Source organism: Amycolatopsis cynarae, assembly GCF_026802195.1.
Taxonomy (GTDB): domain Bacteria; phylum Actinomycetota; class Actinomycetes; order Mycobacteriales; family Pseudonocardiaceae; genus Amycolatopsis_E; species Amycolatopsis_E rhizosphaerae.
The window spans coordinates 4432500-4446439 of the sequence record NZ_CP113836.1; the positions used below are offsets into that span (position 1 = coordinate 4432500).

A 13940-nucleotide genomic window follows, 5' to 3' on the forward strand; every position below is an offset into this window, starting at 1 on the left:
ACCGCACCGGTGCGGGGATCAGTGCTTGCGGACCACGCGCTCGGCCTCGCCAGGCTTCCAGATGGTGATGTCCAGATGACCGGCGCCCGCCACGACGGAGGAGGCGCCCACCACGTCGGCGGCGAAGAAGTGGTCGAAGGCGCGGCCCCGGATGTCGAACCCCGTCTCGTCGAACAGGGCCTGCGCGAACCGCCGCTGCTGCGCGGTGTCGTGAACATCACGCACCACGCCCCACAGTTTCGCGTCGCCCTCGGCGACCTTCGCGTCCTCGGTGGCGGTGTGCAGGCAGAAGCGCGGGTCACGGGCGAGATCGGCGAACTTGGTGGTCCCCGGCATGCCCACCAGCCACAGCTCGTCTTCGAACACCCGCGGCTCGATGGGGCTGATCCGCGGGAACCCGTCGGAACGGGTCGTGGCGAGCAGGCACAGATTCCCCGCCGCCGCGTGCCGGCGCAGGAACACCTCCGCGATCCGCGGCGCGGCCTCGGTGAACTCCCGCCAGGTGACCATGATCACAGGATAGGGCCGCTCGTCGCGGTACCGATGAGTTTTTCCGCCGCCGTCGTTCTACCTCCGTACCGACCGCGAACACCGCAAGGAGAGCCTGAGATGGACATGAAGCTGGAACTGATCGTGCTGCCCGTGACCGACGTGGACCGGGCCAAGGCGTTCTACGCGGACCGGGCCGGATTCGGCGTCGACATCGACTTCCGCGCGGGCGAGGACTTCCGGGTGGTGCAGCTGACCCCGCCGGGCTCGGCCTGCTCGGTCTCCCTGATGCGCAATCCCGATGCGGCGGGCACCGTGCAGGGCCTGCACCTGGTGGTCACCGACATCGCGGCCGCCCGTGGCGAACTCGCGGGGCGCGGCGTCGGCATCAGTGAGTTGTTCCACTTCCAGGACGGGGCGCAGGTGCCGGGGCCGGACCCGGAGGGCCGGGACCACGGGACGTTCTGCACCTTCAGCGACCCCGACGGCAACGGCTGGCTGCTCCAGCAGGTCAAGGGCGCGTGAGCGACTTCGCCGGCCGGACCGAGCGGTACCGGCGCGAGTTGCACGTCCACTGCTACCGCATGCTGGCCTCGTTCGACGACGCCGAGGACGCCGTGCAGGAAACGATGCTGCGCGCGTGGCGCGGCCGCTCGGGGTTCAGCGGGACGCGGTTGCGGGCATGGCTGTACCGGATCGCCACGAACGTCTGCCTCGACGTGCTGCGTGACCGGTCCCGCCACCCCGCGCACTCGTTCCCGGAGATGCCGTGGCTGCAGCCGTATCCGGACCGCCTGCTGGACGAGCCGTCCGACGGCGGCGACCGGCCGGACACGGCCGCGGTGAGCCGGGAGACGATCGAACTCACCTTCCTCACCGCGACCCAGGCCCTGCCCGCGAGGCAGCGGGCGGCGTTCCTGGCGCGGGACGTGCTGGGCTTTTCCGCCGCGGAGACCGCGGAGCTGCTGGGCACCAGCGTGGCCGCGGCGAACAGCGCGCTGCAGCGGGCGCGGACCACGCTGCGGGAGCGTCTCCCGGCCCGGCGGGCCGACTGGGTCTCTCCCGGGCCCAGCGAAGCCGAGCGCGAAGTGCTGACGCGGTTCATCGAGGCGCACGAACGGGGCGACGCCGAGGCCGCGGTGGCGATCTCGGCGCCCGGGCTGCGGATCGCCATGCCGCCGCGCCCGGAGGTGTTCACCGGGGCCCGGGCGCTCATCCCCCTGCTGGGCCGGGCGGTGGCCGAGGGCGAGTGGCGGCTGGTGCCGTCGGCGGCGAACCGGATGCCGACCGCGGCGAGCTACCTGCGGCGACCCGGCGACGGGCGGTTCCGGGCGTTCAAGTTCGACGTCCTGCAGGTCGAGGGCGGTTTGATCAGCGAAATCACCACGTTCGGGGCGGAGTTGTTCCCCGCCTTCGGCCTGCCACTTTTTTTGTGATACCCCTCACTGGGGGGATTCGCGGAAGGGACCGCCGGGCACTCACCGACGGTCCCTTCCGCCATGCAAGACCCCCTGGCGACTACGCAAGTGGCGGCGATCACGGTGCCGGTGGACACACTTCGTAAGGTCACAGACTGATGACGACGGGTTCGCGCGATCTTGCCGACCCCGCTCCGACCTGCGGTTTCAGCGGTTCGCCGGTTTTCGAAGTAAGGCCAGGCAGACCTGGGTGAAGGCCTGCTCAGTGGCCGGAAAAGGCCAATTTCGCGACAGCCGGAGAGAACCCGAGGAACAATGAAAGAAAGCCCCGGGTTGGACTCCGTGGCATACGGACCCAAACCCAGGGCTTCTCGGGGGGTGGGCGATACTGGGATCGAACCAGTGACCTCTTCGGTGTGAACGAAGCGCTCTCCCGCTGAGCTAATCGCCCCCGTGCGGTACGAGAAGAACTCTAGCGGACGCCGTTTTGGCTCTGACAAACGGGTGGTCTTTTGGGCCGCACCGTGCGCACACAGCCGCGTACGGAGCGGACAACCAGGAGGTAGCCGCCTTGCCGACAGGTACAGCGCGAGCGATGTCACCTGCGGCGTTGTCGAAGGGATGCTGTTGCTCGGGAAGTAAACCGAGCAGTATGTAGGTGCCCGGCCGCCAGTGGCCGGACACCGAAGCCGGACAGGTGCGGCGACGAACCTGCCCGACGGGCCGGAGACTCATCCGGGTGATTCCGGCCCCGACGGCGAGCGAATCGCGGCGCCGGTGCGTCACACCAGCAGAACCCGGCCGAGCGGGCCGCGGAAGGAGATGAAAGGTAATACGATGCGTAACGATCACGTGACGCTCCGCTCGACAGCGGTGTTCGATCTACTGGCCCCCCGTACTCCGGCGGTGCCGGTCAAGGTGGAACTGCGCTACGACACGCGCGACCCCTACGCCGTCGTGGCGGCGTTCCGGACCGGGCGCGCCGGCTGGGTCGAGTGGGTGTTCGCCCGCGATCTGCTCGCCGACGGACTGCTGGCCGAGGCGGGCGACGGCGATGTCCGCATCCGCCCCTCGGTCGAAGACCCGGAGTCGGTGCTCATCGAGCTGAACTCGCCGTCGGGCCACGCCATGTTCGAAGCTTCCGCGCAGGAGCTGGCCGACTTCCTCGACCGCACCTACGACGTCGTGCTCCCCGGCAACGAGCACCTGTGGGTCGACGTGGACGACGCGCTGACCCATCTCATCCCCAACGATCTGGGCTGATCCGCCGGAGCGATCAAAAGGGGACCCCCCTGCGATCGCCGTTTCCCGGGTCGGATATGGTTTTGCCACACCACGACGACGGGACGGAAACACCGGAACGAAGTCAAGGTAACGCGGACGTAGCGCAGCTGGTAGCGCATCACCTTGCCAAGGTGAGGGTCGCGGGTTCGAATCCCGTCGTCCGCTCGGGGAGGCCTACTCGGGCCTGTCACACGGTGGAGTGGCCGAGAGGCGAGGCAGCGGCCTGCAAAGCCGTATACACGGGTTCGAATCCCGTCTCCACCTCGCGCGATTAGCTCAGCGGGAGAGCGCTACCTTGACACGGTAGAGGTCACTGGTTCAATCCCAGTATCGCGCACCACCCCCAAAGCCCCCTGACCGGCAGGTCCAGGGGGCTTTACTCATTCCCGGGGAAAGTTACGGCCCTTTGTTCCCCCCTCCCGCACTAAAGGCTGCCGTGAAGGGTCCCTTCACGGCAATCTCGCACCCCGCCGTGGGACTCGAGCGGGTTACGCGCTGGTTGCCGGTTGTTCGCCGGTGATGGCGGCGAGAGCGAGGTCCCTGGCGGCTTCCGGGACTTCGGCGGGTGCGGTGAAACGACGGGACCGGATGTGGGCAAGCAGGTCCGGATCCGGCGCAACCCCGTGCTCACGCAAGTAGTACGCGACCGCACCGGGCCACGCCCAGGCCCCGTCGGTACGGAAGTTCATCGGCACCGCATCCTCACGCTCCGGAGCGAACGCATCCGGCCCCCTGCTACGCGACGCCAGGATCACCGGCGCCGCATCAAGATAGGCCAGCACACGCTCGACCTCACCAGGAACGAGCGACTGACGACGGATGAGCGGCTTACCGGACGCGTCGAGACCATCCCAGATACGCGGCGTCCGCACCCCACCCTCAACAACCGTCGGGCCGGGCACCGGGACCAGACCGGCACGCTCACGCAACCACGCCGGAATGTGCTCCTCCGCCCGCGGGAAAAACCGCAACTCGTCCTGGAACCCGATCGGCGGCGGCAGCTGCCGAAACGGCGGCTCGAGATCGGGCCCCATGAACTCGACGACAGGCGGCCGCGCGGGCTCGAACACGACAATGGCACCCAGCCAGGTCCCCCGGCCCGACTGGTACATGCCCGAACGCAACACCCCCAGCAACCGCACCGCCTCCGGATGCGGCCGTACCATCCGGGGCACCCCGTCCGCACCGGTCACCAGCAGATCAGCCTCGACATGCCTGCCCGCGGCGCGGTACTCGACCCGCAACTGCCGCCACCCCGGCAGCACCTGCGACGCCACCACCGCCCCGACCTGCGCGACAAGCTCCCGCTGCTGCTCCGGCCGCAACGGCCCCGCTGGCTGGCTCATGTTCCCTCCGGCTCAGATGGTGATCTCGCCGACGCGGGTCCCGACGAGCAGGTGGTGGGGCAGGTAGTCCGACTCGACGTCGAATGCCATCCCGGCGTCGTGGGCGAGGCAGGCCATGGCCAGGGGGGCCAGCGCGACGATGCTCGTGGTGTCCCTCGGGCGTTCGGGATCGGCCGTCCAGTACTGCTTGTGCAGCTCCAGCGCGGTGAAGAGCGCGTCGGCGAACTTGCCATCCTCCCGCTGGGTGAAGAGGTAGAACAGCTCGATCGGCGGAAAGTAGAGCTGCAGCACGGCTTCCGGGGTGGAACCCCGCAGCGCCTCCGGCTCGGTGCCGCGCATCGCCGCCAGCACGGTCTCGATCAGGTCGCCGTTGCCCCGGACGTGGCTCTGCAGCGCCCGCACCCAGTCGAAGACGAACTCGTCGTACTGCGGGCCCGACTCGCGCAGCAGGTCGACCGGGACGGCGGCCAGCAGTTCGAGCCGCGCCCGGTCACGCGCCACGATGGCCAGGTACGCCGTCTTGAGCCAGTTCATCGCGTCGCTGTCCTGCGTCGGCCCGGTCGCCGGCCGCCGGATCACGTCTTCGTCGTAGCGGAACTCGACCTCTTCGCCCTCGCGCCGGGTCGCGGTCAAAAACAGCGCGCCGCCGCCCTGCAGGGCCCGGGCGAAGGCCAGCCAGGTCTCGTTGTCCGCCGCCCGCGGGTCGGCGCCGCACCGGCTGGCGAACTCGTTGTACGAGCGTTCCAGGGCGAAACCGGGACCGAGCACGTCCGTTTCGATGTCCTCACGCGCCTCGTGCCGGCGCGCGCTGAGCCGTTTCACCGCGCGTTCGGCATTCGGTGCGTCGAAGTCGTGCCGGGCAACAGTGCGCACGCTTTCGTCACTCCTAACGATTCTTCGGCGGCCGGGCCGACAGGTCGAAATGCTTCAGGTTGTAACCACCGTACACGGGGCGTTTCTTGGACTGGCCGGGGTTGTCGGGGTCCGGGACCGGTTTTCCCGCCCCATCCAGCTCGACCTCGTCGCGCACCCTGGCCTTGGCCACGTAATAGTCGAGATTCCCTTTTCGCTTCGCCCTGGCGAGGTCTTCGGCGAGATTCTGCTCGGCCTCGGTGCCATTGCGCCGCATGTTTTCGATGATGCTGTCGACGTATTTCGGGTGGCCCTGCTCGTAGCGGAGGGGATCGCCGGTCGGCCCCTGCCGGGTGCCGAGCCCGGCGTTCGGCCCCTTCGCCTCGACGACCACGATCTTCGGCTTCCCGTCCGGACCGGTGACCTCGTAGATCTGGTCGAACCGGCCCGAGCCCGGCTTGTCGCCGAGCCGGGTGTTGTCGCCGTGGATGTCCGGGTCGGGCAGTTCCTTGATCTGGTGGTCCGGCGGCGGGAACTTGTCCGCGATCGCGTCCCTCGCGGCGTGCTCGCCGAGCTCTTCACCGAGGTCGGTCCGGTCGCGGTGCGCCTCGGAGCGCTCGCGCTCGATCTCTTCGTCGACGGTGCCGCTCTTCTTGGCGTCCTGGTAGTCCGCCTCGGCCTCCCGCGCGCGCTGGTTCGCTTCGTGCCGCCGGTCGATCAGGTCCTGGGCTTCGTCCTTCTGGTGCGGCGTCGCGGTGTGCTCGACCTCATGCTGCTTGTGGTAGGTCGCCTCTTCGAAGTCGTCGGACTTCGGTTCGAACCGGTCGCCCTCCGGTTTGGTCTTGTCTTCCTTGATCTTCGGGAGGCGGTCGTCGACGGCGTCGGTCTGGTCGGCGTTCTTGCGGGAGTACTCGCCGTTCTTGTTCGGCCCGTCGTAGTACTTCTCCCGGTAGGCGTCGTCGTTGATCTTCTCCTTCATCGTCGCCTTCGGCTCCCGGTCCGGGTGCTCGATGTCGACCGGTTCGTCGTCGATGTAGCGCTCGCCGCGGTGGTGCGCGCTGTCGGCGTCGACGTCGTGCGGATCGCCGTGGTGGCTGTCCGGCGCGAAGCCGTCGGAGCCCGCGCGGTGGACCGAACCGTCCGGGTGGTGGGTGGTCCACTCGCCGTCCGGCGGGATCCGGGGTCGCATCCGGCCGTCCGGGCCGATCTCGTAGTCCGACGAGAAGACGCGGCCGTGCGAGTCGGTCCACGCCGGCTTCGACGGCGCCAGCACCTCGGTGTCGAGCTCGCGTGAGAGCCGGTGGGCGAAGTCGTTGGAGCCCGCGTCGCAGCCGATCAGCCGGATCGGGCGGCCGTCGTAGTCGCCGTTGCGGCGCAGGATGTCCGCGAACTCCTCCGGCGTGTAGAGCCGGTCACCGATGCGGGCGTGGCCGTCCGGCGTGACGTGCACGTCCACGGTGTAGCGGCCATGCGGGTCGGGCTGCACGCGGTGCGGCAGGTCGCCCATCTCCGGGTCGCCCGCGTGGTACGAGGTGCCCGACGGCGTGCTTTCGGAGTGCCGCGCGTTGACCTCGTCCGGGGTCAGCGGCTCGGAATCGCCATGGTGCCCAGCGCCGTCGGTGTCGTGGTGCCCGGGACCGTTCTCGTGCGGCTCGTGGCCGTGGGGGCCGCCGTCGGGACCGCCCGGGCGGCCGCCCGGGCCGTGACCACCGGGGCGGGTGTCCGGGCCGTGCGTGCCCGGGCCGAAACCGCGGGCCGCGGGGGCGGGAGTCTCCGGCACGCGCTGGCGCGCGGTGTCCCCGCCCGGGCGCGGCCGCCCTTCGGGCAGGTCACCGCCCGGGCGAGGACGGCCGGGAGCGCCGAGGTCCGGGGTGCGCGCGCCGGGGCTGCCCGGAGTTCCGGTCCAGCCGGGGCCGCCCCCGGCACGCGGCGAACCACCGCCGGGTGCGCCACCGGGTGCCGCACCGGGGGCGCCGCCGGGCGGCATGCCGCCGCCCGGCGTCGGGCCGCCACCCTGCGGCGGGATGCCGGACGCGGCGGCGCCGTCCCCGCCGCGCGGCGAAGGGAACTGGGTGCCCGGGTCCCCGGTGCGGGGGGCGGTCGGCGCGGTGCCGCTGGAGGTGGTGCCGTCGGTCCGCGGCGGCGCGGCGCTGCTCAGAGTGTCGGCACCGGCGCGCGAGCCCGGCGCATCAGCACCGGCATGCGAGCCGGGCGCGCCCGAGTGTGCGGGCCCGTCCCCGGCGGCGTGGCTCGGCGAGCCGGAGTGCGTGGGTGCCGGGTTGCTGTCGCCCGCCCTGGGGGGCGACGGATTGGTGTCCGCGCTGCGGGACGGCGCACTGTCACCCCGGTGCGAGGGGGTGTTGTCTCCGGCATGAGTCGGTGCGGGGCCGCTGTCACCAGCATGCGACGGCGAACGAGTCGGCGAAGAACCCGAATCCCCCACGTGCGAAGAAGCCCCATCGCCGCCACGAGTCGGTGCCGGGCCGCTGTCACCAGCATGCGACGGCGAACGAGTCGGCGAAGAACCCGAATCCCCCACGTGCGAAGAAGCCCCATCGCCGCCATGAGTCGGTGCCGAACCGCTGTCACCGGAGCGGGTGCGGGGCGTACCGCTGTCGTCCGAGCGAATCGCCGAGGGCCCGTCCCCGGACGGCGAACCGTCACCACCACGCGGCGACGGCGATTCGCCGTTGCCGGTGCGCGACGGCGATCCGTCCCCGCCGGAGGAGTTGTCCCCGTCGCCGCCGCGCGAACCGTTCCCGTCGCCGCTGTGCGAACCTTCGCCGTCCGAACCACCGTGGGGCCGGGCGTGGACGCCGCCGCCCTCCTTGGGGATCCTGTGGACGAAGCCGCCTTCCTTGACCTTCAGCCCGTGCAGGCCGCTGACCTTGCCCAACACCTTGCCGAAGACCTTCGCGATCTTCTCGAAGATGTCCACCAGCTTGCTCAGCAGCGGCGACACCTTGCGGATGGTGTCGGTCAGCTTCTTGAGCAGGTCCCCGATCTTCTTGCCCCACTTGGCGATCGCGGCCGACGCCTGCGCCACGACGACCGGCGTGCCGAAGCCGAGCGAGAAGACCTCCTCCATCACCCAGGAGATCAGCTTGCCCACGAGGTCGGCGATCAGCTGCCGCACGGTCTCCCGGACGAACGAGACGACCTGGCCCATGAGCATCGTGACCGTGCCGATCGCGCCGGCCACCGTCGCCGCGCCGCTGAGCGCGTCGCTGTGCTCGGCGGCGGACTTCCGGTACGCGTCGGCGCCCTCACCGGTCCAGCCGGTGGTGCCGTTCTTGACCGCGTTGTCGAAGTCGGTCTTGCGCTCGCCCAGCGCCTTCGAGACGTTGCCCCAGGTGTCGGCGTAGGACTGGATCACCGGCGGGTTCCCCGCGAGGGAGTCGAGCATGTCCTTCAGCGGCTGCACGTGCTCCATGAGGAACGACGCCACCGACGACATCAGGTACCCGAACGGGTCGATCGCGGCCCCCGCGATCTCACCGGCCAGGCTGAGCATGCCCAGCCCGCCGGAAACCCAGTCCCCGTCCTTGATCCCGTTGAACGCGTCCATCGACGTCTCGGCGAGGCCGATGCCGCCCGCCCAGCCGTAGTCACCGTTGCCCGCCGTCAGCGGCCCCGGCCCGTTCGGGTCCTTCTTCGCCTCCGCGACCAGCGGGTTTCCCTCCGCCATCACGCACCGCCCGCGGTCTTGTTCAGGCCGTCGGCCACGCCGGACTCGTAGTCGTCGTAGGCCGCCGCGGCCTCGCGGACGTTGCCGGAGACGGCGGTCATCGCCTCGACGGCCTTCTGCAGCGCGTCGATCCCGTACTGCTCGACCGGGTCGAGCAGCATCCGGAACGGCTGGCAGAGGATGCCGTACGCGTCGGTCGGCATACTGACCTGGTTCGCCGCGTCGACGGCCTGCTGCAGCCCGTCACCGATGGCGTCGAGCTGCTGCGCGTGCGCGGTGAGGTCGGTGCTGAGTTCCAAGTCCGCCACGGTTCCCCCTTTTCATGCCTCAGGACAGGATCGGTCCGCCGAAGAAGTCGTCATCGTCGTTGTCGGCCCGGCGCCGGTGCCGCGGCGGTTGTGGTGGCCGTGGCGACTGTGGCGGCTGCGGGGTGCGCGGCGCCGCGGGTGGCTGCTCTTCCGCGTCCTCCGGCAGGAACCGGCGGACGGGCGGCTCCGGTGCCGCGGGCTCCGGGTCCGGTGGCGGCTCCGGGAACGTGCTCCGCGCTTCGCGGATGATCTCCGCCGCGGCCTGGTCGCCGGTGCCGGTGGTCTCGGCCATCGCCTGTTGCAGCAGCTCCGGGATCCGGGCCTGCGCGCGCTGCACCAGCTGCATCACCTGCGCCGACACCTCCGCCATCCGCTTGCCCGCGGCGGCTTCGGTGATGACCAGGTTCTTCAGCAGACCGCGCGAATCGACGGTCACCTGGACCGAACCATCCTTCGACCGCTCGGTGACCGACTGGCCCTGCATGCGATCGGCCAGCGCCTGGTACCGCGCGGCGTTCTCCTCGAGCCGCTTGGTCCAGTTGTCGATCATCGCGTCGCTGGCGTCGATGCTGTCCGGCATCCGGGCCCCTTCTCTCGGCATCTCCCTACTGACGGATCCGGGCCGTCCGTGGTTCCGCCGTGCGGTGAAAACACCGGAGGCCACCCTAGCGGACCCGGAGGCACGAAAGGTGCCTCCGCCGCATTATCCACCGGAGTCCTGCTCGTGGTGCCGGGCGAGGGCACGGTGACGCCACGGCCGCCGCGACGTCCGTCCCCAGTGGACGTTCAGGACGAGGCCACCGGGTGGCCGGGTCCACGATCACGATTCGTGAACGCAGCGAACGCCGGTTCGTCCTTGGTCCCGGCGGGCGTTACTGGTGGACTGATGACGGAAAACGGTTGCTGGAGGAGAAACGCATGCGTGCCATCATGATCCGGGAGCCCGGCGGCCCCGAGGTGCTCGAATGGACCGAGGTTCCCGACCCCGTGCCGGGCCCGGGCGAGGTGATCGTCACCGTCGCCGCCACCACAGTGAACCGGGCGGACGTGCTGCAGCGCCAAGGGCTCTACCCGCCACCGCCCGGGGCGAGCGAAATCCTGGGGCTCGAATGTTCCGGGACCGTCAGTGAACTGGGCGAAGGCGTCGAGGGCTGGAAGATCGGGGACAAGGTGTGCGCGCTGCTCGCCGGTGGCGGCTACGCCGAGCGGGTCGCGGTCCCCGCGGCGCAGTTGCTCCCGGTGCCGGACGGGATCGATCCGGTCACCGCCGCGGCCCTGCCCGAAGCCGCCTGCACCGTCTGGTGCACCGCCGTCCTGCGCGCCGGTCTGCGCGAGGGCGAGGTGCTGCTCGTGCACGGCGGGGCTGGGGGCATCGGCAGCCACGCGATCCAGGTGGGCAAGGCGCTCGGCGCGACTGTGGCGGTCACCGCCGGCTCGGCGGAGCGGCTGGAACAGTGCCGCCAACTCGGGGCGGACATCCTCGTCAACCACCGCGAGCAGGACTTCGCCGCGGTGCTGCGTGAGGAGACCGCGGGCGCGGATGTGATCCTCGACAACATGGGGGCGTCCTATGTGGACCGCAACCTCGACGCGCTGGCATCCGGCGGCCGTCTGGTGATTCTCGGCTTCCAGGGCGGCCTCGTGGCCGAGCTCGACATCGCCCGCCTGATGCGCAAGCACGCCACCATCACCTCCCTGGCGCTTCGGCCCCAGCCGGTCGAGTCGAAGGGGCGCATCGTGTCCGCGGTCCGGGAAAACCTCTGGCCGCTCGTCGCCGGAGGCGCCGTGCGACCCGTGGTCGGCCGGACCGTGCCACTGGCCGAGGCGGGCGAAGCGCACCGTGTCATGGAGAAGGGCAGCGCCTTCGGCAAGATCCTGCTCACGGCCGGGTAGTCCCGCTCACCCCCGGGCCGGACAGGGCCGCGGTTTCCCATGAGGGGACCCCTCACGACGCGTTGACGAGGTCGTGCCTGTCCATCCAGGCGGCGAGACTCCCGGCGATCGCCGCGGGGTGGTCTTCCGGCGTGTGGTGACCGGCGACAAGATCGTGTTCGTCGATCTCCAGTCCCGCGATGGTCCTCGCGCACCAGTCGACAAGACCGGGGCCGTACATCGCGCCGGGACCCGGCCGGAAGGTGAGCAGCAGCTTGGGCACCTCCGGGCTGGCCGCCAGCCAGCGGCCGTAGGCGTCGATCCTGGCCACCACGTCCGCCGGTTGTCCGCCGAGCGGCATCGAACGCGCCCACCGCAGCATCGGGATCCTGCTTTCCCTGGTGGGATAGGGCCGGAGGTAGGCCGCCATGTCCTCTTCGGACACCCGGCGCGCGGTGGAGCCCGCCATTCCGTCCGCGAGGAACAAGTTCCGGTCCAGCATCATCTCCTCGCCCACGCCGGGAGTCTTGATCGCCCGGAACAGCTCGCGGCCGCCTTCGGGGAACTCCTCCCACGACAGGGACTTCACGATCGCCTCGGTGAAGGCCACGCCGAGGACGCGGCCGGGGTGGCGGGCCGCCCAGTCGAAGGCGAGCGCGCCGCCCCAGTCGTGCCCGACGAGGACCACCCGGTCCAGGCCGAGCGCGTCGAACCAGGCGTCAAGGTAACGGGCGTGGTCGTCGAAGGTGTAGTCCAGGCGGGGTTTGCCGGACTCTCCCATGCCGATCAGGTCCGGCGCGAGCCTGCGCCCGGCATCGCCGACGGCGGGCAGCACGTGCCGCCACAGGTGGGACGAGGTGGGGTTGCCGTGCAGGAAGACCAGCGGGACACCGGTGCCGAGTTCACGGTAGTGCATCGGCGAGCCGAGAACGTCCACAGTGGGCATTTCATCTCCTGGGTTGTCTGTTGGGAAAGTACTTTCAGCAGTTGAGGTGCATCACCCGCTCGACCGCGATTTCGATCACGACGCGGCCGGGCGGGTCGGGGGGCAGGGCCAGGTAGCGCAGGGCGTAGCGCCGCGCCGCCTCGGCGACGCGGCGCGGATCGGCGGAGACCGTGGCCGGGCCTTCCAGGGTGATCCAGCGGAAGCCCTCGGCCTGGCAGAGCGCGGCCCGCCCCGGCGCGGCGGCCAGGTTGCGGACCTTCCCGCTGGAGCCGCGGGTCAGCACGCGGGCGATCCCGGTGTCCTCGTCCCAGGTGAACCGCACCGCGACCGCGTGCAGGGAGCCGTCGCCCCGGAGGGTGGTCAGCGTGGCCGCGCGGGGCGCGACCAGGAACGCCCGCGCCGCGGCGGGGAGCGGCGCGCGCAGGGTCACCGGAACGCCGCGAGGTTGCGGGCCACCCAGTCCGCGTAGGTCCGTGGCGGGCGGCCAAGCACAGCCTCGACGTCGGGGCTCACCCGGCTTTCCGCGGGCAGCGGGTCGCCCAGGATGTCGAGCGTGCCCTCCACCACGGCCTCGGGCATGACGGGCAGCATCCGGGCCCGCGCCTCGGCCCGGGTCTGCTCGGCGAACTCCACCGGTTCGCCCAGCGCCTCGGCGAGCACCCGCACCTGCTCGCGGGGCGTGATCGTGTCGGGCCCGGTGAGCTCGTAGACACGTCCGGTGTGCGACGGTTCGTGCAGGACCGCGGCCGCGACGGCGGCGATGTCCGCGGGGTCGATCACCGGGAGGGCGACCTCCCCGAACGGCGCCTCGACCGTCCGCCGGGTGCGCACGGACTCGGCCCAGGCGAAGGTGTTGGAGGCGAAACCTCCCGGCCGCAGCACCGTCCAGTCCACAGAGGACGCCATCAGCGCCTCTTCGTGACCGCGGGCGTGGCGGTAGGTTTCCGGACGGGTTCCCGCGCCCTGCGAGGACAGCAGGACGATCCGCCGCACCCCGCCCGCCTTCGCGGCGTCGAGGATGTCCTGCGGGGAATCCCCCGCGACGAGCAGGAAAAGAGCTTCGGCCCCGTCGAGCACGGGCCGCAGGCTGTCCGGATCGGACAGGTCCGCCTGGTGGTAGCGGGCGCCCTCGGGCAGACCCGGTGCCTCCGGCTGCCGTGACACCGCCGTCACGGGCTCTCCGGCCTCGAGAAGTTCCCGCACGAGCTGCCCGCCGACCTGTCCGGTTCCTCCGGTCACCACGATCATTTCGTCTTCCTTTCGAGTGCTTCTGCTGTCTCGAAGGAAGCTACCGGTCTGGGTATAGTAGGTACCTAGAGGAAAGTATTGGGCGAAGGGACCAGATGTGACCACCAACACAGCTCGCAGGCCCGCGACCGGCGCGGATCCGGAGCAGGCCTGTCCGATCGCCGGAGTCGTCGACCTCGTCTTCAGCCGCTGGACCACGCCGATCCTGTGGGCGCTCAACGAATTCGGGCGCCAGCGGTTCGTGGAACTGGAGCGGCGCCTCACCTCGATCAGCCCGAAGGTCCTGACCCAGCGGTTGCGGCAGCTCGAACGCGACGGGCTGGTGCGGCGCACCTACTACCCGGAGGTGCCCCCGCGCGTCGAGTACGAGATCAGCGACCTGGGCCGCAGCCTCGCGCCACTGTTCGCGGCGCTCGCCGAGTGGTCCGCCGCCAAACTGCCGCAGGTCGAACAGGCCCGCCAGGACTACGACGCCCGGTGACGCGGCCG

The 13940-nt window shown here is 70.7% G+C and carries 14 protein-coding genes and 4 tRNA genes; 8 read left to right on the top strand and 10 right to left on the bottom strand.

What is annotated here, in order from left to right:
* Positions 1 to 18 precede the first annotated feature (18 nt).
* A complete protein-coding gene (locus tag ORV05_RS21200) occupies positions 19 to 510 on the bottom strand; it encodes a pyridoxamine 5'-phosphate oxidase family protein (RefSeq protein WP_268441633.1) in 492 nt (163 codons plus the stop codon).
* A gap of 99 nt (positions 511 to 609) precedes the next feature.
* On the opposite strand from ORV05_RS21200, the gene ORV05_RS21205 reads away from it, so the two are divergent.
* Positions 610 to 1014, top strand: coding sequence for a VOC family protein (locus ORV05_RS21205; protein WP_268441636.1), 405 nt, complete (start codon positions 610 to 612; stop codon positions 1012 to 1014).
* Positions 1011 to 1925 (top strand): RNA polymerase subunit sigma-70, encoded by a 915-nt coding sequence (locus ORV05_RS21210; protein WP_268441639.1) that lies wholly within the window; start codon positions 1011 to 1013, stop codon positions 1923 to 1925. The genes ORV05_RS21205 and ORV05_RS21210 overlap by 4 nt, the downstream gene beginning before the upstream one ends.
* A gap of 361 nt (positions 1926 to 2286) precedes the next feature.
* On the opposite strand, the gene ORV05_RS21215 is transcribed toward ORV05_RS21210, so the two are convergent.
* Positions 2287 to 2358: transfer RNA gene (locus tag ORV05_RS21215), tRNA-Val, on the bottom strand.
* Positions 2359 to 2744: 386 nt separating this feature from the next.
* Between ORV05_RS21215 and ORV05_RS21220 the strand changes: the two genes are divergently transcribed.
* The 4 genes from ORV05_RS21220 to ORV05_RS21235 all read left to right on the top strand — a co-directional run bounded on the left by ORV05_RS21220 (position 2745) and on the right by ORV05_RS21235 (position 3531).
* Complete coding sequence (locus tag ORV05_RS21220) at positions 2745 to 3170, top strand: SsgA family sporulation/cell division regulator (protein WP_144590971.1); 426 nt, start codon at positions 2745 to 2747, stop codon at positions 3168 to 3170.
* A gap of 113 nt (positions 3171 to 3283) precedes the next feature.
* Positions 3284 to 3356 (top strand) — tRNA-Gly (locus ORV05_RS21225).
* Between the two features lie 28 nt (positions 3357 to 3384).
* Positions 3385 to 3455 (top strand) — tRNA-Cys (locus ORV05_RS21230).
* A 1-nt stretch (position 3456) separates the two neighbouring features.
* Positions 3457 to 3531, top strand: a tRNA-Val gene (locus tag ORV05_RS21235).
* Positions 3532 to 3679: 148 nt separating this feature from the next.
* Here the strand turns inward: ORV05_RS21235 and ORV05_RS21240 are convergent.
* Genes ORV05_RS21240 through ORV05_RS21260 form a run of 5 tightly spaced genes read right to left on the bottom strand, consistent with a single transcriptional unit; the run spans position 3680 to position 9965 of the window.
* The gene (locus ORV05_RS21240) at positions 3680 to 4537 is read right to left on the bottom strand and encodes a ferredoxin (protein ID WP_268441643.1); all 858 of its coding nucleotides are present in this window, start codon (positions 4535 to 4537) and stop codon (positions 3680 to 3682) included.
* A 12-nt stretch (positions 4538 to 4549) separates the two neighbouring features.
* On the bottom strand, positions 4550 to 5410 hold the full coding sequence (locus tag ORV05_RS21245) for an immunity 49 family protein (protein ID WP_268441646.1): 861 nt from the start codon (positions 5408 to 5410) through the stop codon (positions 4550 to 4552).
* Positions 5411 to 5423: 13 nt separating this feature from the next.
* Positions 5424 to 9077, bottom strand: coding sequence for a hypothetical protein (locus ORV05_RS21250; RefSeq protein ID WP_268441648.1), 3654 nt, complete (start codon positions 9075 to 9077; stop codon positions 5424 to 5426).
* Positions 9077 to 9385: a type VII secretion target gene (locus tag ORV05_RS21255; RefSeq protein ID WP_268441651.1), complete on the bottom strand. Its 309-nt coding sequence runs from the start codon at positions 9383 to 9385 to the stop codon at positions 9077 to 9079. Before ORV05_RS21255 ends, ORV05_RS21250 begins: the two co-directional genes overlap by 1 nt.
* Before the next feature lie 19 nt (positions 9386 to 9404).
* A complete protein-coding gene (locus tag ORV05_RS21260; protein ID WP_268441654.1) occupies positions 9405 to 9965 on the bottom strand; it encodes a YbaB/EbfC family nucleoid-associated protein in 561 nt (186 codons plus the stop codon).
* Positions 9966 to 10303: 338 nt separating this feature from the next.
* On the opposite strand from ORV05_RS21260, the gene ORV05_RS21265 reads away from it, so the two are divergent.
* Positions 10304 to 11278 carry an NAD(P)H-quinone oxidoreductase gene (locus tag ORV05_RS21265; protein WP_268441657.1) on the top strand — a complete coding sequence of 325 codons (975 nt, stop codon included), beginning with the start codon at positions 10304 to 10306 and terminating at the stop codon, positions 11276 to 11278.
* Positions 11279 to 11330: 52 nt separating this feature from the next.
* On the opposite strand, the gene ORV05_RS21270 is transcribed toward ORV05_RS21265, so the two are convergent.
* From ORV05_RS21270 to ORV05_RS21280, 3 genes are read right to left on the bottom strand one after another with little or no spacing between them, the layout of a single operon-like run.
* Positions 11331 to 12203 carry a haloalkane dehalogenase gene (locus tag ORV05_RS21270; RefSeq protein ID WP_268441660.1) on the bottom strand — a complete coding sequence of 291 codons (873 nt, stop codon included), beginning with the start codon at positions 12201 to 12203 and terminating at the stop codon, positions 11331 to 11333.
* Between the two features lie 34 nt (positions 12204 to 12237).
* The gene (locus tag ORV05_RS21275; protein WP_268441663.1) at positions 12238 to 12633 is read right to left on the bottom strand and encodes a pyridoxamine 5'-phosphate oxidase family protein; all 396 of its coding nucleotides are present in this window, start codon (positions 12631 to 12633) and stop codon (positions 12238 to 12240) included.
* On the bottom strand, positions 12630 to 13451 hold the full coding sequence (locus ORV05_RS21280; protein WP_268441666.1) for an NAD(P)H-binding protein: 822 nt from the start codon (positions 13449 to 13451) through the stop codon (positions 12630 to 12632). The genes ORV05_RS21275 and ORV05_RS21280 overlap by 4 nt, the downstream gene beginning before the upstream one ends.
* Before the next feature lie 97 nt (positions 13452 to 13548).
* Between ORV05_RS21280 and ORV05_RS21285 the strand changes: the two genes are divergently transcribed.
* Positions 13549 to 13932: a winged helix-turn-helix transcriptional regulator gene (locus tag ORV05_RS21285; protein WP_268753779.1), complete on the top strand. Its 384-nt coding sequence runs from the start codon at positions 13549 to 13551 to the stop codon at positions 13930 to 13932.
* The last annotated feature ends 8 nt before the right edge of the window (positions 13933 to 13940 follow it).

Bases quoted from the DNA above. Each gene is read 5' to 3' on its own strand.
- ORV05_RS21260 (WP_268441654.1), bottom strand. From the start codon at position 9,965: ATGCCGGACAGCATCGACGCCAGCGACGCGATGATCGACAACTGGACC.
- ORV05_RS21280 (WP_268441666.1), bottom strand. From the start codon at position 13,451: ATGATCGTGGTGACCGGAGGAACCGGACAGGTCGGCGGGCAGCTCGTG.
- ORV05_RS21205 (WP_268441636.1), top strand. From the start codon at position 610: ATGGACATGAAGCTGGAACTGATCGTGCTGCCCGTGACCGACGTGGAC.
- ORV05_RS21270 (WP_268441660.1), bottom strand. From the start codon at position 12,203: ATGCCCACTGTGGACGTTCTCGGCTCGCCGATGCACTACCGTGAACTC.
- ORV05_RS21265 (WP_268441657.1), top strand. From the start codon at position 10,304: ATGCGTGCCATCATGATCCGGGAGCCCGGCGGCCCCGAGGTGCTCGAA.
- ORV05_RS21240 (WP_268441643.1), bottom strand. From the start codon at position 4,537: ATGAGCCAGCCAGCGGGGCCGTTGCGGCCGGAGCAGCAGCGGGAGCTT.
- ORV05_RS21200 (WP_268441633.1), bottom strand. From the start codon at position 510: ATGGTCACCTGGCGGGAGTTCACCGAGGCCGCGCCGCGGATCGCGGAG.
- ORV05_RS21250 (WP_268441648.1), bottom strand. From the start codon at position 9,077: ATGGCGGAGGGAAACCCGCTGGTCGCGGAGGCGAAGAAGGACCCGAAC.
- ORV05_RS21220 (WP_144590971.1), top strand. From the start codon at position 2,745: ATGCGTAACGATCACGTGACGCTCCGCTCGACAGCGGTGTTCGATCTA.